The sequence below is a fragment of the Gemmata algarum genome, assembly GCF_034097035.1.
GTDB lineage: Bacteria > Planctomycetota > Planctomycetia > Gemmatales > Gemmataceae > Gemmata > Gemmata algarum.
The window spans coordinates 11,928-37,187 of the sequence record NZ_JAXBLV010000221.1 but is presented as its reverse complement, the minus strand read 5'-3'; the positions used below and the strand labels follow the sequence as shown (position 1 = coordinate 37,187).

16 protein-coding genes and 2 pseudogenes are annotated in these 25,260 nt (G+C 67.6%); 11 read left to right on the top strand and 7 right to left on the bottom strand.

Translation table 11 applies throughout. The features are described 5' to 3' along the window. Nucleotides 1-115: 115 nt before the first annotated feature. From R5W23_RS26700 to R5W23_RS26680, 5 genes are all read right to left on the bottom strand, one after another. Nucleotides 116-247 carry a hypothetical protein gene (locus R5W23_RS26700; protein ID WP_320689001.1) on the bottom strand — a complete coding sequence of 44 codons (132 nt, stop codon included), beginning with the start codon at nucleotides 245-247 and terminating at the stop codon, nucleotides 116-118. A 68-nt stretch (nucleotides 248-315) separates the two neighbouring features. After that, complete coding sequence (locus R5W23_RS26695; RefSeq protein ID WP_320689000.1) at nucleotides 316-1,476, bottom strand: restriction endonuclease subunit S; 1,161 nt, start codon at nucleotides 1,474-1,476, stop codon at nucleotides 316-318. After that, nucleotides 1,476-3,005 carry a type I restriction-modification system subunit M gene (locus tag R5W23_RS26690; protein ID WP_320688999.1) on the bottom strand — a complete coding sequence of 510 codons (1,530 nt, stop codon included), beginning with the start codon at nucleotides 3,003-3,005 and terminating at the stop codon, nucleotides 1,476-1,478. The genes R5W23_RS26695 and R5W23_RS26690 overlap by 1 nt, the downstream gene beginning before the upstream one ends. A 341-nt stretch (nucleotides 3,006-3,346) precedes the next feature. Further along, nucleotides 3,347-6,736 (bottom strand): DEAD/DEAH box helicase family protein, encoded by a 3,390-nt coding sequence (locus tag R5W23_RS26685; RefSeq protein WP_320688998.1) that lies wholly within the window; start codon nucleotides 6,734-6,736, stop codon nucleotides 3,347-3,349. Nucleotides 6,737-6,953: 217 nt separating this feature from the next. Further along, on the bottom strand, nucleotides 6,954-8,537 hold the full coding sequence (locus R5W23_RS26680) for a sigma-54 interaction domain-containing protein (RefSeq protein ID WP_320688997.1): 1,584 nt from the start codon (nucleotides 8,535-8,537) through the stop codon (nucleotides 6,954-6,956). Nucleotides 8,538-8,846: 309 nt separating this feature from the next. On the opposite strand from R5W23_RS26680, the gene R5W23_RS26675 reads away from it, so the two are divergent. From R5W23_RS26675 to R5W23_RS26630, 10 genes are all read left to right on the top strand, one after another. Continuing rightward, nucleotides 8,847-10,013 (top strand): hypothetical protein, encoded by a 1,167-nt coding sequence (locus R5W23_RS26675; RefSeq protein WP_320688996.1) that lies wholly within the window; start codon nucleotides 8,847-8,849, stop codon nucleotides 10,011-10,013. Beyond that, nucleotides 10,010-11,476 carry a hypothetical protein gene (locus tag R5W23_RS26670; RefSeq protein ID WP_320688995.1) on the top strand — a complete coding sequence of 489 codons (1,467 nt, stop codon included), beginning with the start codon at nucleotides 10,010-10,012 and terminating at the stop codon, nucleotides 11,474-11,476. The genes R5W23_RS26675 and R5W23_RS26670 overlap by 4 nt, the downstream gene beginning before the upstream one ends. 3 nt (nucleotides 11,477-11,479) lie before the next feature. Beyond that, a complete protein-coding gene (locus tag R5W23_RS26665; protein ID WP_320688994.1) occupies nucleotides 11,480-12,850 on the top strand; it encodes an AAA family ATPase in 1,371 nt (456 codons plus the stop codon). A 343-nt stretch (nucleotides 12,851-13,193) separates the two neighbouring features. Further along, nucleotides 13,194-13,928: an RNA polymerase sigma factor gene (locus tag R5W23_RS26660; RefSeq protein ID WP_320688993.1), complete on the top strand. Its 735-nt coding sequence runs from the start codon at nucleotides 13,194-13,196 to the stop codon at nucleotides 13,926-13,928. Beyond that, nucleotides 13,925-14,638, top strand: coding sequence for a hypothetical protein (locus R5W23_RS26655; RefSeq protein WP_320688992.1), 714 nt, complete (start codon nucleotides 13,925-13,927; stop codon nucleotides 14,636-14,638). Before R5W23_RS26660 ends, R5W23_RS26655 begins: the two co-directional genes overlap by 4 nt. Nucleotides 14,639-14,649: 11 nt before the next feature. Then, the gene (locus R5W23_RS26650) at nucleotides 14,650-17,736 is read left to right on the top strand and encodes a DEAD/DEAH box helicase (RefSeq protein ID WP_320688991.1); all 3,087 of its coding nucleotides are present in this window, start codon (nucleotides 14,650-14,652) and stop codon (nucleotides 17,734-17,736) included. Next, nucleotides 17,736-18,437: a hypothetical protein gene (locus R5W23_RS26645; RefSeq protein WP_320688990.1), complete on the top strand. Its 702-nt coding sequence runs from the start codon at nucleotides 17,736-17,738 to the stop codon at nucleotides 18,435-18,437. The genes R5W23_RS26650 and R5W23_RS26645 overlap by 1 nt, the downstream gene beginning before the upstream one ends. Then, on the top strand, nucleotides 18,434-19,435 hold the full coding sequence (locus R5W23_RS26640; protein ID WP_320688989.1) for a hypothetical protein: 1,002 nt from the start codon (nucleotides 18,434-18,436) through the stop codon (nucleotides 19,433-19,435). Before R5W23_RS26645 ends, R5W23_RS26640 begins: the two co-directional genes overlap by 4 nt. Before the next feature lie 328 nt (nucleotides 19,436-19,763). Then, complete coding sequence (locus R5W23_RS26635; RefSeq protein ID WP_320688988.1) at nucleotides 19,764-21,497, top strand: vanadium-dependent haloperoxidase; 1,734 nt, start codon at nucleotides 19,764-19,766, stop codon at nucleotides 21,495-21,497. Between the two features lie 536 nt (nucleotides 21,498-22,033). Continuing rightward, entirely contained in the window at nucleotides 22,034-23,089 is a 1,056-nt protein-coding gene (locus R5W23_RS26630) for a gluzincin family metallopeptidase (protein WP_320688987.1), read from the top strand. 46 nt (nucleotides 23,090-23,135) lie between these two features. Here R5W23_RS26630 and R5W23_RS26625 read toward each other — a convergent pair whose 3' ends face one another. Next, nucleotides 23,136-23,978 carry a hypothetical protein gene (locus tag R5W23_RS26625; protein WP_320688986.1) on the bottom strand — a complete coding sequence of 281 codons (843 nt, stop codon included), beginning with the start codon at nucleotides 23,976-23,978 and terminating at the stop codon, nucleotides 23,136-23,138. A gap of 155 nt (nucleotides 23,979-24,133) precedes the next feature. Continuing rightward, nucleotides 24,134-24,346 (bottom strand): annotated as a pseudogene (locus R5W23_RS26620) (ISKra4-like element ISSiac4 family transposase); the annotation flags it as partial. Nucleotides 24,347-25,043: 697 nt separating this feature from the next. Between R5W23_RS26620 and R5W23_RS26615 the strand changes: the two are divergent. Continuing rightward, nucleotides 25,044-25,241 (top strand): annotated as a pseudogene (locus tag R5W23_RS26615) (DUF6444 domain-containing protein); the annotation flags it as partial. Between the last annotated feature and the right edge of the window lie 19 nt (nucleotides 25,242-25,260).

The following is a 25,260-nucleotide window of genomic DNA, read 5'->3' as shown; positions in this document are numbered from 1 at the left end:
TCCGTGAGCGGTCGCTCGGGGTATCGGATGGGCGCGGCGCACAACGCCGGGCCTGCGAGCCCGCAATGCGAATCTGACGCGCGGAGCGACCGCTCACGGAGTGAGCGGACCACACTCAAAGGCCAGAACCAGACTCCGCGAGCGGGAAGCGGTTGAACTCGGCCCGCATGACCTCGCCCCGCGCGTCCGTGAGCCGCTGAAGGTCCGCGAGCGGCGTTGGCACCGAGTTCGGCAGTGGGGCATCCATCACGACGAACCTCCGCGGGTGTGCGTGGGCATTCGGGCCGGTCGCCACCCCGAGTTTCAGGCAGGTCGCTACAACTCGCCGCGAAACGCTCGCTGAACGAGGGAATGGAACAGGCCGTCTGATTCGTTAGTGGGTTCCGATAGCTTCGCGCTCATCGCGTAACACTTTCGGAAAACTGCGGAAAACTTCATCTGCAATTCGAGCGGTGGGATAGGGACTTGAAGCGGCCTAAGTGTTTCGAGGTTAATGTTCGCCCGCGCGGTTTCTGGTGCCATATCACGGAAATGCTGCTTAAAGAAACGGAGGGTGTATTCGACGTACTCAGAGGTCAAAATGTCGCCGTGTGGAACGATTCCGACCACACTGTCTGGGCAGTACATTTCTCTTGCCAGTATCGCAGTCTCTCCAATTGTCGCTCCAACAATTGCCACTACGATGGATCCTGGTCTGAACGATCGGCTTACAGCAGCCCCTTCTTTGTTTAATGTCTGCTTCCATTTTGTCAGGATTCCGCCGCTTGCGGCAATGTCGCCCGTCTGAATGAAGGGGTGATCGCCATCATAAAAGCGCGGATCATTCCGTGGCCGGGGCGTAAACTTCCCGCGGTCCACCGACGCCACCGCACCAAGGTTTTGAGTCGGCCATTTCAGGTGGTTTTGGCGGGGTTCACGAAAGAATTCCAAGTACGCCGACATCAGTAACTCGCCAATGTAGGAAGTGACTGTTTCCCGCTTCCGCCGGATGGCGTCGGCCTTGTCCAGGATGTCCGCGATCCGCCGCTGCTCAGCGAGCGGGGGGAGCGGAATCCGGATCTTTGCGACATGCGATGGACGTGCTCGGAGGAGCGATCCACCAACGCCCGAGACAGTCGAGAGAAAGTCGTTGTGGAAGCCATCCGCAACAAGGGCGTATCGAAGAAATCGCGGTTCGACATTCTGATTCCGGAACACAATCCATTCGCTCGAAGCAATTGTTCGGCGACCACGATTTGCGCCAACAACCCATGCGCGGCGAATATGTGGCACGATCTTCGACAGCAACACGTCGCCGGGCTGCACGAACTGCTTCGTTGATCCAATCAATGATCCGGCAGTTACGTCGGGCTCACCGCGATCAAATGCTGGGATGCTGTACAAATCAAATATTTCATCCGGGCTCTGCGATGGATCGATAGACCCGAGCCGAGATGCCATGATTTCTTCGAGTGCAATCAGGGGAGTAGATTTCATCACAGCATCCCCTCCAGTTCCTTTAGGTCTTTCGCAATCTCGGCCTCCAGCGCCTTCAGCTTCTCCAGGATCACCTTCGGCGGGTCGTACTTCACCTCCTCGTGGACCACTTCCTTGTAGCGGTTCAGCGAGAGGTCGTAGTCCTGGGCCACGATGTCGGCCTTCGGGACGAAGAACGCTTTCGCGGTGCGGTCGGTGTCCGTCTTGGGGTTGCGGGCCTTCCAGCGCGCCAGCACGTCGGGCAGGTCGTTCTCGGGCACCGGGTCGCGCTTGTCGTCCAGCGAGTAGCCGTCGGCCTGCACGTCGTAGAACCAAACGTGATCGGTCCGCCCGCCCTTGCGGAACATCAGCACCGCCGTGGACACGCCCGCATACGGCTTGAACACCCCGGCCGGGAGCTTCACCACCGCTTCGAGCTGGTTGTCTTCCACCAGCGCCTTGCGTACGGACACGTGCGCGTTGGACGAGCCGAACAGCACCCCGTCCGGCACGATGATTGCGCACCGGCCGCCCAGCTTCAGCAGCCGGAGCATCAGCGCCACGAACAGCAGCTCGGTCTTCCGCGTCTTCGCCACCCGCGTGAGCGACGGGTGAACGTCCGAGGCGTCCAGGCTCCCCTTGAACGGCGGGTTCGCCAGCACGAGGTCGAACGCCGCTTCGGACAGCTTCGGGAACCGGTCCGGGAACGAGTTGCTCAGCGCGTCCTGGTAGTAGATGGTGGCCCTGTCGGGGTCGGCGCCGTGCAGCGCGAGGTTCATCGCGCCGATGCGGAGCATGGTCACGTCGAAGTCGAACCCGTGGAGCGCGTCGGTGGTGAGGTGCTGGCGCTCCGCCGGTTCGAGCAGGTCGCCGGTGTGGGTGATCTGCTGCTCGCTCCCCTCGCCCTCCACCAGCCGCCCGGCCTCGGAGGTGTACCTCTCCATCAGGTGTTCCATCACCGACACCAGGAACCCGGCGGTGCCGCACGCCGGGTCGCACACGCGCCAGGTCAGGGCTTCGCGGCCCTGCACGTCCGCGAGCGCGAGGTCCACGATCGTCCGGATGACGTGCCGCGGGGTGCGGAACTGGCCGTTCACGCCGGCCGTGTTCAGCTTCGAGAGCATGTATTCGTACAGGTCGCCCTTCGTGTCCCCGCCGGTGAGCGGCAACTGGTCGATCATCCGCACCGCGGACACGAGCAGGCTCGGCCGCATGATCAGAAGAACGGCATCCTTCATGTACTCGCCGCCCACCCGCTTCAGGTGGTCGAACACCTCGCGACCGACGAGCCTGAGCATCTCCTCGCCGCCCAGGTTCTTGAAGTGCTGCCAGCGCAGGTTCTGCTCGTCCGCGCCGAACAGCCCGTAATAGGGCTTGCCCGGGGCGCGGCGCAGGTGCGGGCGCGCGTCGGCCGTCTCGCGCTCGTCCAGCCGGCGGAGGAAGATCAGGTAGGTGATCTGCTCGATCACGCTGAGCGGGTTGGAGATCCCGCCGGTCCAGAACTCGTCCCAGAGGCGATCGACCTTGCTGCGCAGGGCACCGGTAATCAAGTGGAAGACTCTCCTGTGTTCGGCCCGTGGGCCGGGGCGGTTGCTTTCTGTAATCGGCCTCGACTCGGTCGTTTCAAGTTGCGCGGGCACGCTGGAGCGTTTCGCGGTCCACCGGCCGTTCCCTGGAACCGCGGACGTCCCGTCCGCAGCTCCGGGAATTCGATTGCTCAGCGGAACATCGGCGTCGCACACCACATGCGCCTACCGGCGGACGGGACGTCCGCGGTCCCAGGGAACAGCCGCCAGCGCGCACCCGCGTCGCACACTCCACGCGCTTACCAGCGGACGGGACGTCCGCGGTCCCAGGGAACAGCCGGTGGGCCGCGAAACGCGAACTGGAATCAGCCGGGTTCCGCGTTCGGCCCGTCGGCCGGGGTGTACGGGGCGATGGCGTCGAGCAGTTCCTTGTCGAGCGGGTCCGGGAACACGCCGTCGAGGCCGGCGGCGTTCAGCAGCGTGAACGGGGCCTTGTACAGGTCCTCGAGCGTCACCGCCCCGGCCCGGCCGATCTGGTTGGCGAGCAGGTCGAGGAACTTCACCTGGAGCGAGTTGAGCCCCGGGTGCTGCGCCGCGAAGGCGTTGAACCGGGCGCGCACGGCCGCGGCGTCCAGGCCGATCACCGCCCGGATCGCGCGGTCCAGGTGCCCCGCCGTGGCCGGGTAGTACTCGGCCAGGTCCGCGAGGTTGAGCGTCGGGTCCTGCACCAGCACCAGGGACACCAGCGCCTGAAGGTCCGGCTCGGCCACCGGCTCGCCGGCGCGGATCTTCTTCAGCGTCGGGTTGGTGTCGAACAGGTCCGTCAGCACGGACTTCACGCGGTTCTTGTACGCCACGAACTCGAACCCCTGGAGCCCGGGCGCCACCGCCCGCCGCTCCACCTTCGTCTCGTCCTCTTGAATGTCGTACACCTTCGCCGGGGCGGTCGGCTTGGTCGGCGGCAGCTTCAGGTGCATCACCTCGCGGAGCCCGCACCGGATCACCTCCAGTTCCGGCACCGTCGGCGCGGCCCAGAAGTCGGCCGCCTTGGCGCGCGCCACCAGTTCCAGCTTCTCGGCCACCTGGCTCAGGTTCACCCGCAGGGCGCCCACGGCGCCGGTCACCTCGGCACGGTAATCGGCCACCTTGCCCGATCCCTTGAGCACTTCCGCCTGCGTTTCGGCCACCAGCCGGTCGAACTCGTAGGCGTCGGCGTGCCGCCCGATGTCCACCCACTGCATCAGCGGGCCGATCTCGCGCAACAGCAGGTCGCGGGTGGCGGCCTCGAACGCGTCGAGCACGCCGGGCTTCAGCACCGCCTGCACGCTCTTGATCTTGTCGCGCACGGCGAGGCTGCGCTCGGGCAGAGACTTGATGTCCTCCCGGATCAGCCCGACCGCGTACTTGAAGGCGTCGGCGTCCTGGGCCGCCAGCGCGTCGTCGGCGAGCCGCACGTGCGCCTCGAAGACCCGCTGCATCAGCGACTTGGGCGGCTTCGGGTCGGCCTTCGGTGCGTGCTGCTCGAACCACTCGAAGTTGTTCCAGTGGTCGAAGATCAGGAACTTCTCCTTGTCCCGCCCGGGGCCGAACAGGTCCGCGCACGGCCGCGAGCCGCGGCCGATCATCTGCCAGAACTTGGCGAACGAGTACACCGGCTTGGCGAACACCAGGTTCACCACCTCGGGCACGTCCACCCCGGTGTCGAGCATGTCCACCGAGATCGCGATCACCGGGTCGCCGGCCTTGACCTTGAAGTTCCCGGTGAGGGCCGACGCCCGCGGGTCGTGGCTGGTGATGAGCTGGCAGAACGTGCCGCCGTACTGCGGCCACTCCTCGTCGAAGACGGCTTTGAGCAGCTTGGCGTGCTCGTAGTTGCGGGCGAACACGATGGTCTTGCCGACCCGGCTGCCGGTCGCGTCCCTGATCCCGCGCTCCATCAGGTTGCGGAGGATCAGCAGGTTCGTGGGGCGGTTGTAGGCGAGGCGGTCCACCTCGCCGGCGTCGTGCTCCACGCGGGTGGGGTCGTCCTCGGCGTCCTCGAGCTGCTCGCGCTGCTCGCGGCTCATCTGCGAGTACTTGATGCCGGTGCGGAGGAACTCGGTGGTGTAGCTCTCCACCTCGTAGGGCACGAGGTACGGCGGGTCGTTGGCCACCGCCTCCTCGTAGGTGTAGTTGAACGTCGGGTCGTCCACCTCGCAGCCGAACAGCCGGAACGTGTTGCGGTTCACGAACCCGACCGGGGTGGCGGTGAGCCCCACCTGGCGGGCGTCGAAGTAGTCGAAGATCGCGCGGTACCGGTTGAAGATGGAGCGGTGCGTCTCGTCGGCGATGACGAGGTCGAAGAACCCCACGTCGAACGTCGTGAAGCACTTCATCATCGCCGGGTAGGTGGCGAGGTAGACGCGCTTGTCCTTGTCGTGGGCGCTGCCGGCGCTCACGGTGGTGCGGGGCAGGTCGTCCAGGAACTCCTTGAACGCCTGGTCCGCCTGGTTCAGCAGCTCGCGGCGGTCGCACAGGAACAGGACGCGCTTGGCCCACCGCGCGCGGCTGAGGGCCGAGCACAGCGCCACCGCCACGCGGGTCTTGCCCGTCCCGGTGGCCTGGACGATCAGCGCCCGGCGCTTGTTCTGGGCGAACCGCTCGACCACCCTCTTGACCGCCTCCTGCTGGTACAGCCGGGCGTCGATGATCCCCGAGGCCGGCGCCACCGCGGCGAGCGGCTTCCGCTCGGTGAGCTGGAACCGCTTGTACGCGAGCGAGTCCGGGGCGTGGAACCCGTACACCTTCCGCTGCGGCTCGCCGGCGGCGTCGTTCCAGAACCAGACATCGTAGCCGTTGGTGGTGAAGATGAACGGGCGGACGCCGTACTCCTGCTCGAGCCCGTCGGCGTAGATCCGCGCCTGCGCCCACCCGATCTCGGCCCCCGCAACGGCCTTCTTCGCCTCGACGACCGCGAGGGGCCGCCCGTCGGTGCCGAAGAGGACGTAATCGGCCCGCCCCTTGCCCGAGGGCGTTGACGCATCCGTCAGTTCGTGATCTTGCTTCACCTGCTCGGTGTCGGCGCCGTCCGCCCCGACGTTCCAGCCGGCCTCGGCGAGGTACCGGTCGATGAGCCGGCGGCGGGTGGTCTCCTCGTCGAAGTGGAGCGCGTCCGCCGCGGCCACCCCGGCGGCCAGCGCGTTCTCGTGGAGCGCCTTCAGTTCGGCGGCGGTCGTCTCGGCGGCCTTCGCCTGCGCGCGGGCGGCCTCCAGTTCCGCCAGCACCTGTTCGAGCTGGCGCTCCTGCTCGGCGAGCTTCAGCAGCACCGCCCGCTTCTGCGCGGGCTGGTCCTCCGGTCCCGGTTCCGTGTACTTCGGCAGGTCGCCCGCCCGCCCGCCGCCGTGGGCCACGTGGACCCAACTCGCGAGCGTGAACGCCTGCCGCAGCCCCCAGAGTGCGACCGGCGTGTCGAGCTTCTGCCCGTGCGCGGCGGCGTTGCCCTCCTTCCGCAGCCCGTGGAGCACGTTCACCACGAACGCCGGAACCACCGCCTTGAAGGACGACTCGGCGAGCAGGTCGTTAAAGTTGGCCTGAACGGGTCTGACGAGCCGGAACCGGTAGTACAGGGCCAGCGTGAGCGCCTCGCCGAACGTGCGCAACTTGACCAGCGCGGAAACCGGGTCCGGATGGGCGTAGGCCTCGGCGAAGCCGGCCAGGTCCGCGAGCGCCGCGAAGTCGGGCGTCGGCCGCAGAAACTCGAAGTTCGTGGACTGCATCGGGCGTGTGTCCGTGGGGCGGTGCCCCGATTCTAAGTGTGCGGGGACCGAAAGCAACGTCCGTGCCGGTTCATACCAGTCCAGTCGTTTCAAGTTCCACGTTCCAAGTTCCACGTGAGGCTCAAGGCACACGAATGGCCTGGGGCTTGTGCTGCGCGGGTTCCTGACTTGGAACCTGGAACCTGGAACGTGGAACCTGGAACGACTGGACTCGGTATCACTCGCTCCCGTCGTCCTCGCCCCATTCGATCCCGAGCCGGTCGATCTGCGCGGCCAGCGTTTGGTAGTGCTTCATGCCGAGCAGTTTGCTGGCGCGGCTCTTGTTGCCTTTCGACTCGCGCATGGCCCGCAGCAGGTAGTGCTTGCGGACCTCGTCCAGGTGCGCGTCGAGATTAAAGCCGTTCCCGAGCGGGTGTTCAAGCGTATCCCCGCCCGCGCCGTGCGCGGCCGTTCCGACGGCGGTCTCCAAATCGCCCGCCTCGATCACGTCGCCGTCCGTCAGCACGGCCGCCCGGACGAGGACGTTCTGAAGCTGCCGCACGTTGCCGGGCCAGGGGCACCGGGAGAGAAGTTTTTTGGCGGCGACAGAAAGGGATTTGTGCCGGTAGCCGGGCTCGTGGGCGGCGAACTGGGCGTTCACCCGCCCGAGCAGGTGGTCGGCGAGCAGGGGCACTTCGCCGTCCCGCCCGGCGAGGGGCGGGAGCGTGATCTCGATCACGTTCAGCCGGTAATACAGGTCCTCGCGGAACGACCCGTCCCGGATCGCGGTCGGCAGGTCGCGGTTGGTGGCCGCGAGGACGCGCACGTCCGCGGTCTGCGGCTTGCCGCCCACCATGTCGAAGACGCGGTGGCACGGCCCCTTTCCGTTCGGGGGCTGGAGCGCGCGGAGCAGCTTCACCTGGAGGGCGGGCGGGCACTCGCCGAGTTCGTCGAGGAACAGGGTGCCGCCGTCGGCGAGGGCGAACGCTCCGGCCCGCTCGCGATCGGCCCCGGTGAACGCCCCTTTCGCGTGCCCGAACAGCTCGGCCTCTTGCAGCTCCTTCGGGATCGCGCCGCAGTTCACCGGCACGAACGGCTTGTCCCGCCGTCGGCTGGATTTGTGGATCGCCCGCGCGAACTCCTCTTTCCCGGTGCCGCTCTCGCCCAGGAGCAGGACCGACACGTCGCGGACGGCGGCCCGCGCCGCGAGCCCCTTGGCGGCGCGGATCGCCCGGCTCTCGCCCACGATCTCCTCGAACCCGCGCACCGGCCCCTCGGCGGCGAGCCGCTGGAGGTGCTCGTCCGGCGCGCGCAGCAGGTGGGGGAGGTACTCGTCGATCAGTTCGTAAGGGATCACGGCCTCGGCCATGTTCCCTCCGAACGTTTGATAGAAGCGGGCGGGGTACCGGCTCTTACCGAGCAGCACCCAGATGGCGGCCATCGCCGGCGTTCCCGGGCTGAGCAGGATGCACCACTCGGCCGCTTTGTGCTTCTGGTGCAGCTCCCGCATCACCCGGTCGGCGCAGGCGACCACCTGGGCGTAGTCGCTCGGGTCGGTGAGTTCGACCTCGTGAACGGTACACGGCCGGCCGAGCCACTTGCGGTAGGCCGCGTTCAGCTCCCGGGAGTAGTTCGAGAGCAGGTGGGCGTGGGCGAAGGCCCCGGAATCGACCGCCGTTCGCACGGGACCGGTACCCGTACCGCCAAGGGATTTCCAGCGAGTCGTCTCCAGCACGGCGTCCCGGACGGCGTCCGACGACTCGCGCGCCATCGCGGCCAGGTCGTTATGCCCGATCCAACTCACCAGAAGTCGCTGGCTCATGGGCGCCACAAATGAATAGGTGATATCGCCAAACAGTTTGTACCAGGTGATCCGCCACGGGCAACGTCACTTTCAACGAGCAGAGACTCGAAATCTCACGAAAATCCTTCAATTCTCTGGCAATTCAGCGCATCACGCTTTTTCGCGCGTGTTTGGCACGCATGGTGCTTTATGCGAATCACCAAAATAATGTGGCTCGAGCCGAGGTGCGAGAGCCTGACGCGATGCCGGCCCCGTGCGGGCCGGTTCTTCGGAATCAGCCCGCACGGGCTCGATACCGATTCCCTTATGTTCGGAGGCCCGTCGTCCATGCCGCCGTCACCCGAAACCGAACGCCGGCTCGGAGAGATTCGGGGGAACGTGCCGGCCCGCGCGCCGAGCGTGCGGGCGCTGGCCGCGTTCTCTCAGAACACCGGCTGCCGGCTCGCCGCCCTCGGGTTCGCGGCCGGGGTGGACTTCGATCGGCTGCTGACGGGCACCCGGTTCCGCCCGTCGTTCGGACAGTCCCCGTTCGCCATCCAGCGGGGGCTGTCGTTCGAGCGCGGGCTGCGGACGGACGGCCACGCCGCGGCCCTCGAATTACTCCGGGCGCCGCTGGGGCTCGCGCCGGGAACGGGTGCCGTCGTGAACCTCCGCGACGGCTTCCCGTCCGGCCCGGGGCGCTCGGCCGCTCGGGCGGCGGCCACCCTCGCGGAGCTGCGGCGGGTCGTCGGCCGCGCGCCCGGCGCCCCGCACCTCATCGACGGGGCGGTTCTGGCCGGGACCGTGGGCGGCTGCACCGCCCACTTCGAGGCGGACATGCTCACGGCCCGCGAGCCCGACGGGCTGATCCGCGTGGCCGAAGTGAAGTCGTTCCCCAAGGTGGACGACCGCGTCGACCCCGAGCAGCTCGGGGCGGCGCTCGACCAGATCGCGGTGTACGTGCTGCTGGCGCGCGACGCCGTTCGCGCGGCCGGAGCCGATCCCGAGTTGGTGAGCGACCGCGGGTTGCTCATCACGCCGCACAACGTGGGGCTCACACCGACCCTCTCGGAGGCGTGCGTCGGCCCGCGGGTGGTCCGCATCCGGCGCGTGCTCGCCGCGCTTCCGGACGCGGATGAGGTGGTTGCGGCGACGCCGGCCGGGGTCTCGTTCGGTCCGATTGCGGACACGGGGGCGGAAGAAGCGAGGCGCCTCGACGCCCTGCACCAGATCGCCGATACGGTCGGCACCGCGTACGCGCCGAACTGCCTCACCACCTGCGGGAGCGCCCGCTTCTGCCGCGCCCGGGCCGTCGCCGCCGGCGCCCCGTGCGTCACCGGCCCCGCGGCGGTGCGCCTGCTGCCGGAGGTGCTCGACCTCGGGCGGGCTGAGTCACTCACCCGCGGCGCCCCGCCGACGCCCCAGGAAGCGCCCGCCGCGGCCCTGCTCGCGAGCGCCGGCCGCCTAATCGACGAGGCCGTGCCCGCCCCGCTCCCGACCCGGAGGACCGCATGAACCCCATCGATGTCGCACTGGCCGCCCGCGCGTTCGCGGCCCGCCGGGGAGTACCCAGCGCCACCGTCCGGCACCGCCGGCTGAGCGCGAAGCCGCTGGCGGTCGTCGCCTGGCAGCTCGGCGGCGAGCCGTTTTCGGTCGCCGCGCTCGGCTGGGGCGACAGCCCCAACCAGCTCCAGACGGCTGTTCCCGGCGAGCCGCGGAACCGGACGCTGCTGTTCGCCGCGCTGCTGCCGTTCGCGCACTGGTTCAACGCGCGCTTCGACGCGCCGGCCCTCGATCGGGAAACGATCACACGCGGCGAGCACCGGTTCACGATCGCCCGCGCCGCCCCCCAGGTGATCGTCCCGAACCGCGCGACGGTCGAACTGCTCGGCCGCCTGGGGCGCCGGCTGGCATACCTGCCGACGGAGGGGCCGAACGCCGCCGATCCGGCGCTCGTGCGCCTCGGGCGCCACCTGCGGTTCCTCTGGGATCACGCCTCGTTCCCAGGGCAGCAACTGCTGGTCGCGCTGACCGACCTGATGAACGCGCACTGGATGACGCCCCAATCCGGCAGCGAGCGCCAGTCCCTCCCGGCGCTGGAGGCGTTCATCGACCCGCCGCCGGGGCTGGACGGGTTCGCGGCGGCCGAGCGGGCCGAACTGTGCCCGATCGGCCCGGCGCCGGACGGGGACGATGACGACCGGCTCATACCGCTCGTCGAACGGTTCAACGCGGCCCGCGGTCGGAGCACCGACCCGGCGGTGGTCGGTCCGCTGCGGGCACCGATCGAAGATCACTATCGCCCACTCCTGAGCCGATCATGGGGGCTGTTGTGGCGCTGCCGCGACCGGGAGCTGTCGCGCCCCGAAGCCCCCTCGGTCGGCCGCCGGTGGGACGCCGACCGGCAGGACTACACCCGCCATCTGGACTGGCTGAACCGGAACGGCCTGCGGCGCACGCGCCAGACCCCGCGCCAGGCCGCAACGGCGTTCCGCAACACTGAAGAGGCCGGGCGCCTGCTCGAGGCCGAGGAGGCCTGCGACGACCCGCTGAAGATGGCCGCTTACGTGCTGGCCGGCAAAGCCGTTCGCGGCCGGGTGGTGGCGCTCGACCCGAACCACAAGGAGCCCGGCCCCAAGCGCACGGTTCGCCGCCCGCTGGTCACCGTGCGGTCGCCGGAGCCGTGCCGGATCCCGATCGGCCGGGAGCTGTGGTGGACCGGCCACGCCGACGGAACCGAGTACGTGGTCGAAGACGTCGTGCCCGCGCCGGGCGGCGGGTCCGATGTGGTGCTGAAGCTCACGACCTCGACGGCGACCAACCCGCTGCCGTCGGTCGGCGCGACCGTCTGCTTTTCGGTCCACTCGACGAGACCGAGGTGGCTCGGACAGTTGCCCGACGCGGACCCCTGGACCCACGTCCCGCCGATACCGGCCGCGCCGCCGGCGCCGCTGGAATTCCTTAACTCGGAGGCTTGAGAGATGGCGACCGCCGCGCCCCTGTTCGACACGTCCGTGGTCGCCGCCGCCGAGGCGACTGTAGCCGCTGCGATCGGTGCCGCGCTGAACGGCTGCGGTGCCCGCCGCGCGGTCGTCGTGCCCGCTCCGGCCGGCGCCGGAAAGAGCCACCTGACCGTCACGGCGGTGAACGAAGCCCGACAGCAAGGGCTGCGGGTGGCGGTCGCGGCCCCGACCAACGAGCAGGCGTTCGGGCTGGTGGGCGCGATCGCGGCGCGGCACTGCGCGGCGCACCCGGATCGGGCCGTAACGTTCGTTCCCGCCACCGACGTCACGCTCCCGCCACGGGTATCGGCCCTGCCCGGTGTGCGTGTGGCGAAAGCCAAGGACGCCAGCGGGCACGAGTTGATCGTGGGAACGCTCAGCAAGCTGGGCGACGCGTTCGCCCGCGGCGACCTGGAGCCGTTCGACCTGCTGCTGGTGGACGAGGCGTACCAGGCCGATTCGGCGAAGTACTTCGCGGTCGGCGACCTCGCTCCGGTCCACCTGCTCGTGGGCGACGCGGGCCAGATCAACCCGTTCGCCACGGTCGCGGATCCGGGCCGGTGGCGCGGGCTCCCCGAAGACCCACTCCAGACGGCCGTGGGGGTTCTGCTGCGCAACCACCCGCACACGCCGGTATACCGGCTACCGATCACCCGGCGGCTCGACCCGCGGGCGGCGTCCGTGGCGCGGCTGTTCTACCCCGATTTGGCGTTTAGTGCGGCGGTGCTGCCCGGTGTGCGCGAACTGCGGCTAAAACGGGGCGGCACACCGCACCGGCTCGACGCAGCCCTCGATTCCGCCGCCCGGGACGGATGGGCGCACGTGGAGCTACCGCGTGCGGCGGTGCTCCAGGCGGACCCGGAAGCCGTCACCCTGATTGCGGACCTTGTGGAGCGACTGTTCGAGCGCGGTCCGCGGACCCGGTGCGAACGGCAGACGAGTCTGAACGGCCTCACGCCGCGGCAAGTTGCGGTCGGGGTCAGTCACAACGACCAGAAGGACCACCTGCGCGCCGCGCTGGACGAACGCGGGCTCTCCGCGGTGACCGTCGAGACCGCGAACAAGTTGCAAGGGCTGGAGTTCGAGGTCACGTTCGTCTGGCACCCACTGTCCGGGCTACCGGAGGCGGACGAGTTCCACCTGGACCCGGGGCGGACGTGTGTGCTGCTGACCCGGCACCGGCACGCGTGCGTGGTGGTCGGCCGGGCGGGCGACCGCGAGCTGGTGGATGACGGCCCACCGCCCCCGACGGCCGCGTACCTGGGGCACGACCCGGACCCGGTCCTCGACGGCTGGGAGGTTCACCGCGAGGTGTTCGCGGCGCTCGAGCCGTGGCGGGTGAGTGCATAAAGCCCGGCACGGCTCGCCTGGTCCGAACGGAGCACGCGTGATGCTTCTGTCACAGCAGATGCTGTAAAACTAAAATCGGGAAGTATGTAATACCTATTCGCCGCTGTCCGTCAGATACTGTGACGGCCGGCAGCAGGGCCAACGAAACTAGCCGCCACAAAGGCGGTCTAGCGGCGTCCGGTTCTGACCGCCTGCAGCGCCTCGCTTGGTCGAGGCCTTATTCGCAACGTGGCGGTGGCATGAGAGAAGACGAAACACAACGGGGGGAGTGACCCGCGCGCGTCCGGCGCCCGCGGAGACTCGAGCCGCCCGAAGTCCCGGCGAGAGGAGCCACGCGAGCGCCATGCCCCACCCGATTGCCCCACAACCACTGCCGGACGACCACGACGGTTGGGCCGAATTGGCAGCCGATGCAAGCGCCCCAGAGAAGAACCGGCGCGGGGCATTCGAGCGGCTCACCACATGCATCGAAGGCGTCGCGCGCCGGGTGTCGGTCCGATTCGCAGGGCGGCGGCGAGAGGACTTCTGTGCCGGGGTGTTGGGGGACGTCTGGGAGGTCATCGGCCGCTTCCCTGCGGGCGCCAACTTCGAGGCCTGGTGTTATATCGTGCTCCACAACCGTTGGACCGACTTGACGCGGTGGGAACAGCGCCGGGAGAGCCAGAGTTTACTCGGACATCCGGAGCCGTCCGCCCCGGACATCCGCGCCGCGTTGGAGCGGGGACTCGATTCCGCGGCGATCTTCGGCGACGACGACCTCCGCGAGATCCGCGCATGGCCGCTGCGGGACCGCGTCGTCCTGCTCTGCCTCGCGTCCCTTTGGAGGAAAGTCCCTGACGACGAGTGGCAAGGCTGGGTGCGCGACCACCGCGCCGCCCACGGCACGCCGGCGTCTGACCCGTTCCCACCCGACTCCCTCGACCGGGGTAACGGAATCGCGGACCAGAATGCGCTGTTGGCCCGGGAACTCGACCTGCGGCGCAACACTCTTTCTGTGATCCTTCACCGCGGCAAGGTCCGTCTTGGGGTGCTCCGCTACGTGCGAGACCTGATGGGACCGGACGGGGGGCGACCGTGACAACGTGGACCAACGTACCCGACCCGCGCGACGACGCGACCCCCTGCGCCGGCCCGTGCGCGGTGGAGGTCGAGGAGCACCGGTGGCGGCACATAACCGAGGAGCACGTGGCGAACGTGCGGGAGCCGTGGGACGAATGGCTTACCCCGACGTTGGCGGACGGGCTCCGCGCGGCGTGGGCACCGGGTTCGACCGAGGAGGGGCGGCGGGCGTGCATCGCCCGGGTGGCAGAGGTGGTCGAGCGGGATTTGCGGCGGTGCCTCACAGCGCCGCTCGCAGTCCTCTACGACGATTTTCAGATGTCTGCAGCTAGCCGGCCGAGTCGCGGCCAGGAGACGTGGGCGCTCGTCCTCCCCTCGGGCGCGATGTTGGTCGTTCGGTCGCGGCCGGCCGGAGGGGCAGTCGTCAGCTGTTACTTTAAGGGGGCGGCCTGTCGGGCGACCGACCCGGCGGACAGGTGGAGGCGGACCGCGGAGTACGTCTTGATGACGTACGCCAAACTCAACCAGGACGGGACCTTTTCGGCCCCGGACCGGACGGAATTCGTGCAAGGGAAGGCCGGGCTGCGGATCCGAATTCGGTTCCGGACCGCCGCGACCTGGGCGCTCGACGCCGCCGGGCGGCGCCCCTGGGACGTGCTGCCCGACGACTGGGGGGCTGGCGGCGCGGGCGACCCGACCACGACACTGCGTCCGCGGCGGACGTATTAGGGATGACAGACATGAATCCGATTCCCCCGCCGGAGCACGGCAACGACCCGCTCGGGTGGCGCGAGCAGTTCCGGCGGGCGCTGGCGCACCCGAAACTCGCCGACCTTGGCGGTGAGCCAGACGACGAAGCCCTTCGGGCCGCGTACCAGTTGGCCTCCGCGCTCGGGCACTGCCGGCTTTACGGCGTCGACCTTGGGGCGACCGACGGCACGCTGCCGCCTGACATTGCGGTGGCCGCTGCCCGCCGGTGGGACCGCTTGCTCGGGGAGTGGACGCTGAAGGCCACCCGGTTGGAGGAGGTCTGGGCGGGATCAGGTGAAGAATTCGTTGCTCTCGACGCCTCCGCCGACCTCCTCGGCGCGCGGATGGAATCCTGGGCCGTGTTCCTCGCGATCGACGAAGCGTACCAGGACGCGGTCGAGCACGCTGTCCCGCGGCGTCACCTGAAATCGCTTCTCGATTCGGCCCTGAACGCGTTGGACCGCTTCGACGCCGCGCTCCAAGAGGCCGCGGACTACCTTGCGCCGGTAGCCGGCACCCAGCTCCTCGTGAACTGGCGGGCCGTCGTCTCGCGCGAATACCGCGCCACCCCGCCGTGGTGGCTCAGCGGCGAACTGGAAGAACTGTTCGAGCGGATCCAAACAGACGCGCACGGATGGCTCCCCCAGCCCCGCCAACGGAACACAATTATGAAGCCTCCGGCTAATGGTGCGATCGGGACGGTGAAGAAGTTGCTCGCCGCGGCCGAGGGCCTGCGGGTCGGCTACGACTCGTCCGTGAGCGCGACCGACGGCGTGTTCGAGCCGGTGCCGGCGGACCTCCGGCCGGAACTCGCGGCGTACCTCGCGCGCCAATACCCGCACGGGCTGTTCCGCCACCAGCGGAGGGCCGTCCAGGGGCTCCTCAAGGGGGCGCACACGGTCGTCGCTACCCGAACCTCGTCGGGTAAGTCCCTCATCTACTCTGTCCCGGTTCTCAACCGCCTGTTGACCGACCCGAGCGCCACCGCGCTCTTCCTGTTCCCCCAGAAGGCGCTCGCCAACGACCAGTTGCAGCGGCTGATCGAGGCGGCGGACAGTGTCCCCACACTCGCCCGGATGCGGGCGGCCAAGCCGTGGCTGATCTCCCGCTACGACGGGGCGACCCCGGACGACGACAAGTCGGCCATCCGAAACGAGGCGCAGGTGCTGTTGACCAACCCGGACATGCTCCACTACGGCCTGCTGGCGTGGCACGAGCGGCACTGGCAGCGCTTCTTTACCAACCTGAGGTACGTAGTGGCGGACGAGTGCCACGAGTACCGCGGCATCTTCGGCACCAACGTCAGCTACCTGTTCCGCCGGCTCCGCGCGCTCTGCGCGCGCTACGGCTCGTCGCCGACGTTCATCGCCACGTCGGCGACCGTGCAGTCGCCCTCCGAGCACATGGAGCGGCTGACCGGGCTGCCGTTCGACTGCGTCGGACCCTCAGAGGACGGGAGCCAGCAGGGCGAGCGGAAGTTCTGGATGGTCCGCCCGGAGGAACACCCCTACGACGCGGGCCGGAAACTCACGCTCGCCCTGGCGGAATCGGGCTTGACAGTCCTGACCTTCTGTATGAGCCGGACCGCGGCGGAACGAATGATGGCTCGGTCGGGCAAGGACAACAAGGACCCCGAACCGCCGTTTGTCCGAGTCTACCGCGCCGGGCTGACCCGCTCCGAGCGCGAGGAGATCGAACAGGGGCTGAAGAACCGCACCGTTCGAGCTGTCTTCTCGACCAGTGCCCTGGAGCTTGGGATCGACATCGGCGCGATCGATGTGGTCGTTTGTGTCGGTCTGCCGAACACGATGATGAGCCTCTGGCAGCGCGCGGGGCGGGCGGGCCGAGCGGGCAAACAGGGCGCGGTCGTTCTCATCCCGGGGCAAACGCCGATCGACACGTACTACGCCGACCACCCCGAGGACCTGTTCGCCCGGGACCACGAGCCGCTCGTGCTCAACCTGGCCAACCGCTCGGTCACGCACATGCACTACGCCTGTGCGATGAAAGAGGCCGGCGACGAGAGCCGGCTCGACACCGCGACCCTGGGGCCGGAGATCGCCGCGGTGAAGAAGCAGCGGGACGCCGGCGACCTCCAGGAGGACATCTTTTACGTTAGCGACCCCCACCAGCGCGTCCGCGTCCGCGGGGCCGGGGACGAGGCCTACCGGCTCATGCTGGACAAGGAAGAAATCGGGGAGATCGACCCGTTCCACCTGCTCCACGAGGCCCCGCGGAACGGCATCTACTACCATGGCGGCCGGCGATACCGGGTCCAGGACGTTCAGCAGAAGGAGCGGATCGTCCGCCTCAAGCCGGAGTTCAGCCCGCACGTCACGACCTCTAACATCGGCACCCGCATCCGGGTCCGCCGGGCGTCCGCCGTCCGCAAGCACGGCCAGGTGATCGTCGCGCGGGCGGTCCTGGACGTCAATGACTACCTGCGGAACGTGACCGAGAAGCACCTCAACGGCACGAAGGTCCGCGAGTACCCCGGCGCCGGGATGCCGAACAACTGGCTTCCGACGGAAGGGACCATGCTCCGGCTGGAGCGGCCCTTCTGGGACGAGGTGACGGCGCGCCTGGGCGACGGTGCGGCTAAGGCCGCGCTGGACACCACCGCGCGCCTCTTCGGAAGTCTGTTCCCGACGGTGACCGGCCCGTGCGACGCCTCGGATTATTCGGCCACCGCCGACTGCCCGAAGGACGCGCCCCCGGCGGTGTACCTCTACGACATGGTTCCGTACGGCGTGGGGCTGGCCGTCGAGGCGTGCGACCGCATGAGCGACCTCGTGGACCGTTCCACCGAACTGGTGCGCGGTTGCGAGTGCGGGTCCGACGAGGGCTGCTTCCGGTGCGTGCGCAACCCCCAAGCGGAGATCGCGGCGAGCAAGTTGGCAACGCAAGCCCTGTTGGAGATGCTCCGGTGCGAGTTGGCGACCCCGCCCGTCGAGTCCGAGCCCGCCACCGAAGAGTCACGCGCCGCGACGGGCAAGAGTTGTCCGAAGTGCAACTACCCGACCACCCACCAAGCCAAGTTCTGCAGCAACTGCGGGCACAAGCTGGAAACCACCTGATGACCACCGTCACGCCCATGCCCAGCCTTACCGCTGTGTACCCGACCGCGCACGTTCGGGGCCGCCTGATCACCCGTCTGGAGGAACAGACGCTGGGGTGGGCGACCCTCGACGCCGCAACGGCATTGGAGATGGGGCGCGAACAGGTCGGCTGGTTCGTGGGCGGCCACCCGGGTGTCGCGCGGGCCGCCGAACAACTGGGCCGCCTCGACTCGAACCCCGCCGGCGGGGTTTGGATCGTTGCGCCGCACAGCCGCGACCTCGCGCGGGATTTGTTTACGAAGTGGCCGCACCAGGCCTACGTGACCCAGCGCCCGCAGGGCGCGAGTTCGGTCTGGTGCTCCCGAAAAGTGTGGGTCGCCATCCCCGAGGAACTGGACCAGCTGCTCCCCCGAGCTCCCCAGGCGGAAGCCGGCGTGGCCGGTGTCATCGTCCTAGACCCCCCGTGCATCATTCACAAGTCGCGGGGAGGGACCGACAGCTGGGGGCACGTTCACCGGAACGACCGCCCGCAGCACGTGGTCGACTTCCGAGCCTCGCTCTTGTCCGACGACTGGCAACCGCCGCTGCTACTCGTCACCGAGCGGCCGGCGAGGGCGGTGGAGACGCAGGCCGTCGCGCGGACGTACTGTCTGAACGCGTTCCGGTTTGTCGCGGGCGACTCGTTCGCGTGCTGGGAGATCCCAGTAGTTTGCGAGTGACCACCTCACCGAGTTTGTACCCGTGGCACCAGTCTCAGCGGGAGGGTAAGGGCGAACCACACACCGAGGGCGAGCCCATATTCGAGCAACCCAACTACTTCGTACTGACCACCGCGATGAGTTGGTGGCCCTTTCCCCCCCGGACCAACGAACGGCAGCTCGATGAGGAGTGGAGCTTCGTGGCCCGCAAGGAGAAGAACGGCGGGCCGGACGAGCGGCCCCGTGGGGACGGTTGGGACCACGTGGCCCTGGACCCGGAGCACCGCCTGGTGGTCGCCAAGCGGACCGAGGACGCGACCCACGCGCTGGTACGGGACGCGCACCGGCGGACCGGCGGGCGGACCATGCGTTTCATCACCTCCGACGAGTGCCCGGTGTACGAATCGGCCATCCGCGCGGCGCACGGGCCGTTGGTGCCCCCGCCGCGGACCGGGCGCCCGGGGCGCCCGCGGAAAGCTCGGGTGGTGCTCCCGGCGGCGCTCGCGTACGCGACCGTGCACAAGGCGCGTGAGAACAACCGGGTGGTGGGCGTGAGCACGCGGGTGGTGTTCGGGACCGCGGCCGCGGTGGCCGCCGCGCTGCGGCGCTCGGCGGTGAGCACGGTTGTGAACACGTGCTTCGTGGAGCGGCACAAGGGGGCCGATCGGAACCGGTGCGGCCGCGAGGTGCGGAAGAGCTACGGGGGCTCGAAGGACCGGGGCACGCACCGGGCCGCGACCGCGTTCCGTTACTTCCGCGACAACTTCTGCCGGCCCGTCCGCACCCTGCGTGTGAAAGGCGAGGGCGGACGGACTCACCGATCACGTCTGGTCGCTCGCCGAATGGTTGGCCTATCCCGCTGTGCAACCTATGTAGGGCACCACCCGGAACTGCTTTCACAGCAAATACCAGGCATAGCCTCCAATGCACCGTCCCAGAACCGCCGGTCGGGTCGTGGGGCATACCGGCACTTATCGGACCGTGCAATGAGCCAAATCGACCGGCTGCCAGTGACGTAGCCCGGACGTTCTTGCCCGGGCTGCATCGTCTCCTGTTGCTCGTTACCATGGGGGCTGGCCCTCATTCAGTTCGTCGGGGTGGTTCGGTCCTTCACATCCGATTCATTGTCCTTCGCCAAAGCGGCGGACACGTTTTCGAACCAGATCAGCTTGCTGCCGCGCGAACCGGGACGATGGAGCGGCCAACCGCCCTGACTATTCTTTCGAGAGACACTGCCGATAAAGAGACTTTTTCGTATGCCTGTGAAAAAGCATTTTTATGGTCTGTCTGATTCAATATGATGATGCCGATGTATTCGTCTTCTCTCGCTTAAGGTGCGAAATCAGCATGGCTGAATCCAATAACGGCGACACTGCTCGCGAGTTTAAAATTGGGGCCGCAAGGATCCGCGGCCTGGGCAGTTTCCACAAGACCCTCCCGCACAATCAGTGGGGGGAAGTGGACGAAGACGAGTTCAAGAAGCTGGTGGCGGCCACCCAAGGCGACGGGTCCGGGTTCGCGGCAGTGCTCGGCGGGGCGGCCGGGGCGGCTGCCTTCACCAACCCTCAAGCGGGGCTGGCATTCGATCGGTTGACGCAGCACCCAAGCGCGTACTCCATGCCGCCCGCGCCGAAGGTGCTGTCCGTCACCGCCGCCGCGGAGATGACCGAGCTGTACTGGATGGCGCTCCTCCGCGATGTGCCGTTCGACCAGTTCGACACGGACCAGAGGGCGGCGGCCGCGGCCACGGAAATTGAGTCCCGGTTCGCGGAAGCGGTGGGCGACACCGGCGACGCAGGCCACCTCATCACCGGCGTCGATGTGCCGGGTCCGGCCGGTGCTCTAAGCGACATTGCCCCGCAGAATCTGTTCCGGCTCGGATTGCCCGGCGAAGAGCTGGGGCCGCTGGTGAGCCAGTTCTTCATCCGCGACGTCCACTACGGCACCCAGCGGATCGACCAGAAGCAGCTGCCGTACAAGAAGGGGCGGGACTACCTGACCGAGTTCCCTGACTGGCTGCGCGCCCAGTCGAGCGGGCGGGACGGCAAGGGGCAGGCTTACCCGCAGTCGAACGAGGACAGCGCGAACAACTTCGAGACCAACCGGCGGTACGTCTCCACCCCTCGTGACCTGGCCCGGTTCGTAAACAAGGACGCTCTTCACCAGGCTTACTTCAACGCCGCCCTGCTCCTGCTCTCGGGGGGCGCCCGGTGGACGCCGGGGAACCCGTACGGCGACGGGCAACGGCTGGAGCCGCGGGAGGCCGGGTTCGGGGTGCTCGGCGGGCCGCACATCCTGGCGCTGGTGTCCGAGGTGGCCACGCGGGCGCTGAAGGTGGTGTGGAACCAGAAGTGGCAGGTTCACCTGCGGTTGCGACCCGAGGCCTACGGCGGCCTCGTTCACGTCCAGAAAATCGGCATCGGCGGGTCGAACGGCAAGCGGCCCTACGGCCTTCCGGGCTGGGTCGGCACCACGGACGCGGCGAAAGAGGTTCGTAAACAGCACAAGAGCCTCCTCCTGCCGATGGCGTTCACCGCCGGCAGCCCCACCCACCCGGCCTACGGGGCCGGGCACGCCACCGTCGCCGGTGCCTGCGTTACGGTGCTGAAGGCGTACTTCAAGACCTTTACTAACGAGGGCGGGGTCGACATCCCGGTGCCGTTCAAAACGCTCAAGGAGCGCGAACAACCCTACGGCGCCGGGGACACGATCAAGTGCTATGCCACCGGGATCATGACCAGTCCGGAGGGGGACGAGGGCACCCGCAACCCACTGCCCGACTCGATCGCCGACACGCTCACCATTGAGGGCGAGCTGAACAAACTGGCGACGAACGTGGCGATGGGGCGAAGCATGGGCGGCGTCCACTGGCGGACGGACAACACCCGCAGCCTGATGCTCGGCGAAGCGCTGGCCGCCCGCATCTTGGCCGACATCACCACCGACGCGAACGAAAAGCCTACGTTCACGTTCCGCTCCTTCGCCCGGAAGATGGACGGCGAGCCGAAGAAGGTGCGGATCGCCCACGGGCGGGTGTACGTGGACGACGTGCTGGTGGACACCAACAGCAGCGCGCTGTGACCGCAACTGGACCAAACCCGGACGACCAGAAACGGCTTTTACCCATGAGAAACAGACTCGCACGCCTCGTCCAGCCCGGTCCCGTTAAGTCGACACCTCGGTTCATTTGCGATGACCGTATCGGGCCGAAACGGGGCGGGGCCAGAGAGACCGCAGAAGATTTTCTGACCGCGTGGGCCGCGCGGCTGAAAATTGACACGCGACAGACCCCGCTGGGTTACGATCGCGTGCTATCGAGTCGGTTCGGCAAGCACGTCCTCTTCCAGCAGCGGTTTCGCGGTAAGCGGCTGAGCCACGCCTGGCTCCGGGTGGACCTCGACCCGGACGGCCACGTCGTCGCCGTATCCAACCGCTGCCTCACGGCCGCGCGCGCCAAACGAGCGGGTCAAACCTGTCCGCACCGGGCCGTGCTCTCTGCAGACCAAGCGGTCGATCATGCGGTTCGGTCGGTCGGATCTGCTGAGGGCGTGGCAGCCACACGAGACCCAAAATTAACGTACCTCCGGGCCGGCCCGGGCGTGCACCGAACTTGGAGTGTGGACCTGGCGGGCGCGGACCCAGCGGACCGGTGGCGGGTGTACGTCGATGTCGTCACGGGCCGCGTGATTCACTCCGAGGAGCAACTCCTGCGGGCCACCGGCAGCGGCCTGATCTTCTCCCCCAACCCGATGGTCGCCCTCGGCGCCCCCGGTCTGTCGCCCGCCGATCCGATCCCGTCGGAAGCGTACCGCGAGGTCGCCCTGCTCGACCTCGACGACAGTGGCTTCCTGACCGGCCCGTGGGTGACCACGGAGGCCACGAGCGCGGCGGCCCGGATCCGCCGTCCGTCCGGCGACTTCCGGGTCACTCGCGAGAATACGGGTTTCCGTGAAGTTATGGCGTATTACCACATCGACACTGCCCAGCGGTACTTGCAGAGCATAGGCATGGCACACGCGGCGGTTCGGGTATCCGTTGACGCGAGCGGAGGCGGGAGCGGTGCCTTTTTCGACCCGAACACGCTGGTGGTGACCCTTTCAACTGGCGGCACCCCGGACGCCGAAGACGCCGAGGTCATCCTTCACGAATACGGTCACGCCGTCCAGAACGCGATCGTCTTCGGTTTCGGCCAAGCCGCCGCATCCCGACCGCTGGCCGAGGGGACTGCAGATTACTTCGCCGCGACGTTCTTCGACGGTGTCAAAGGGGGCGCGTTTCGCCGCGGACTGGGGAGCTGGGAAGCGGCCGGGGACGGGCAGACGGGAAGCCCACCGTTCTCCCGCGTGCTCGACTTCCATGGACCCCTCGGCGGTCAGCCGCTGCGGCTGACCGAGTTCTGGTCCGGGTGCCTCTGGTCGCTCCGCGAGTTATTCGGGCGGACGCGGGCCGACACCTTGGCCGTCGGGTTCCTCTCCTTCGTTCCCCACGACGGCGGCCTCGCCGACGGTGCCATCTCGCTCGTCGCGGTCAACCGCCTTCTCATCGCCGCCGGCACCGCCGACCGGGACAGCGAGGCCGCTATCGTCGAGATGTTCTGGGAGCGTGGCGTGGACGCCCGGCAGGGGAGCATCAGGTCGGACGTGGATTTCCCGCCGCTACCGGCCGTCATCTGAGTGGCGGCACCCACCGGTGCCGCACGCTCGGAGCGGTGGCCGTGGCTCACTTCTTGACGGCCGGTGGTAACGTCGGAATGGTCGCGATCTGCTCGAACCGCATGATCCCGTCCTTGTCCATGACGAGGCCGTAGATCGCGCTTGGATCGCCGCAGCAGACCGGCGACGAACCGCCCACCTCGACCGGGCACCCTTGGAAGGGCATGAAGCCCACATACCGCCACCCGTACAACTGCTTTTTCCCCTTCGGATCCCGTGCGATGACGGCCTCGTAGAACCCGAACGGGATGTTGGTCGCCAGGATTCGCCCCGGCGGCTCTGGGTCGCCTTCCTTGAACCCCAGCGGCTTGAGCAGGCCGCCGACGCTGCTCACGAGGTCGGCGGTGCTTTTGAGAATCTCGTCCGTCTGCTGGTCGGTCTTGATGCCGACCGAAGTCAGATTCCACCCGTTTTCGAGCGTCACGTTGAGCTCGCCGATCCCGAGCCCCGGTCGCAACTGGATCGAATACTCCTCGGCAAAGTCGGGCATGTACGCCATCGAGATGGAGATCTTCGTCGGAGTGGGCGCCGTCGGCTGATTTTTGTCGCGCTTTTCGGGCAACCCCTGCAACTTGGGCTGTGGGTCCGTCTGGCCGGCAGCCTGCTTGATTGCCCCGACAGAAGGATCGGCCTGAACCGACTTGATCTCAATGGGAGCACCCTGACTCACGGTGAACGCTGGCTCTTTGCCACCGCCACCACCCTCGCCCGGCACAATAAACAGATACGGCTTCGGCCGATAGTACCGAATCCCCTTGTCGTGGACGCCGGGATCCTTGTGGACCACAACGCGGGTACAGGCACACAAGCAGAGGCAGCTCACGATCATTACGATAATGCGGGCGGTCATCATCACTGACTCTTGGTTAGTGAAATAGTCGGATCGCACCGCTAATCAGTCGGCTGGCAGAAGGTCGTAGCTTTAGTGACTATTTCGATTCTACGCAAAGTGACAAATCGATCGAACTGGAGGCCAGTGATGAGCGTCTCTCACACCGTCCGGTTTCAGGCAGCGAGTGAGGCCCAGTAGTCATCCCACTGGGTTCTCTCGCTTCGAAACAAGGCGCGGAGGTGGCGCATGGCATCTGCACCGGCTCCGCCCCACCGCATCCCGCTGCCGTTCATTCGTTGACCAACGACCTGCTCGCAAGCCGCCTCGACCGGCCCCGAACCGATCAGTCAACCCTTCGCACGGTAGCTTGGGCAGTCCATTCGGTGACCGTCCGCGCTCACCAGGGCGCCGGCGACCCTCTCTCGGGAGCGCCGCTGAGACGCCCCGGGTTGAACCGCCATGAGCAGGTTGCGCATGCAACCCCGAGACGGGATCTCGTTGGGCAACGCCAAGAACGCGCGGGCCTACCCGGCCCGGGCGACGGCCCGCCGGCGGATCGCGGTCGGGCCGAGTAGGCCCGCACATCGCAGGAATCACGATGTCCAGGAACTGGGGCCGACGATTCCGCGTATCCCGCGGGTCCGTCGGCGATTCGAAATACGATCAGATCGAATCGACCGTGGTCCGCTTGGTCGCCATGCGTCACCGGGCATGGGACGGTTCCGCACGGTCCGAAGCACATTCCGGGGCGCGCGGAGAACGCTGCCGAAGGTGTTGGACGGCGATTGATAGCACGCAAATTAACGTAACTTTACAGGTTTAAATTGTCACATTGATTCTTGTATATATTATAATCTTATTTGATTTATATAGTAGGTTTTGTCATAGGCGTGCGTCCTTCGCATATGGTATTACGTAATGACGTGTGTTTATTGGCCGCTGTGCCTCTCCAATAACCTGCCGCTGCCGCCGGTGACCGATATTACGGCGGCGCGTAAGATACGCATTCAGGCTCTCGGCCCGACAGCCGTTGCCCGTGATTCCCAGCGGTTCTGCCTTGCGTGTCTTGCGCGCCGCCGTAATATCCGCGTTTTTGAGGCCACGATTACCGAACTCAAGGCGGAGGTTGCTGAACTCAAATTCCAGTTCAACCAGAACTCCGCGAACTCGTCCAAGTCCCCGTCGTCGGACCCGCCGCACGTGAAATCGGCCCCGCCCGAGCGGCCCTCGGGCAAACGCTCGGGCGGGCAACCAGGGCACCCCAAAGCCGAGCGCACGCTCTAAGTGACTGTCCCATATG

What these genes read in the sequence shown, in the direction of transcription:
- R5W23_RS26700 (WP_320689001.1), bottom strand. Translation starts at nt 247, where the DNA reads ATGGATGCCCCACTGCCGAACTCGGTGCCAACGCCGCTCGCGGACCTT.
- R5W23_RS26695 (WP_320689000.1), bottom strand. Translation starts at nt 1,476, where the DNA reads ATGAAATCTACTCCCCTGATTGCACTCGAAGAAATCATGGCATCTCGG.
- R5W23_RS26685 (WP_320688998.1), bottom strand. Translation starts at nt 6,736, where the DNA reads ATGCAGTCCACGAACTTCGAGTTTCTGCGGCCGACGCCCGACTTCGCG.
- R5W23_RS26680 (WP_320688997.1), bottom strand. Translation starts at nt 8,537, where the DNA reads ATGAGCCAGCGACTTCTGGTGAGTTGGATCGGGCATAACGACCTGGCC.
- R5W23_RS26675 (WP_320688996.1), top strand. Translation starts at nt 8,847, where the DNA reads ATGCCGCCGTCACCCGAAACCGAACGCCGGCTCGGAGAGATTCGGGGG.
- R5W23_RS26670 (WP_320688995.1), top strand. Translation starts at nt 10,010, where the DNA reads ATGAACCCCATCGATGTCGCACTGGCCGCCCGCGCGTTCGCGGCCCGC.
- R5W23_RS26665 (WP_320688994.1), top strand. Translation starts at nt 11,480, where the DNA reads ATGGCGACCGCCGCGCCCCTGTTCGACACGTCCGTGGTCGCCGCCGCC.
- R5W23_RS26660 (WP_320688993.1), top strand. Translation starts at nt 13,194, where the DNA reads ATGCCCCACCCGATTGCCCCACAACCACTGCCGGACGACCACGACGGT.
- R5W23_RS26650 (WP_320688991.1), top strand. Translation starts at nt 14,650, where the DNA reads ATGAATCCGATTCCCCCGCCGGAGCACGGCAACGACCCGCTCGGGTGG.
- R5W23_RS26645 (WP_320688990.1), top strand. Translation starts at nt 17,736, where the DNA reads ATGACCACCGTCACGCCCATGCCCAGCCTTACCGCTGTGTACCCGACC.
- R5W23_RS26635 (WP_320688988.1), top strand. Translation starts at nt 19,764, where the DNA reads ATGGCTGAATCCAATAACGGCGACACTGCTCGCGAGTTTAAAATTGGG.
- R5W23_RS26625 (WP_320688986.1), bottom strand. Translation starts at nt 23,978, where the DNA reads ATGACCGCCCGCATTATCGTAATGATCGTGAGCTGCCTCTGCTTGTGT.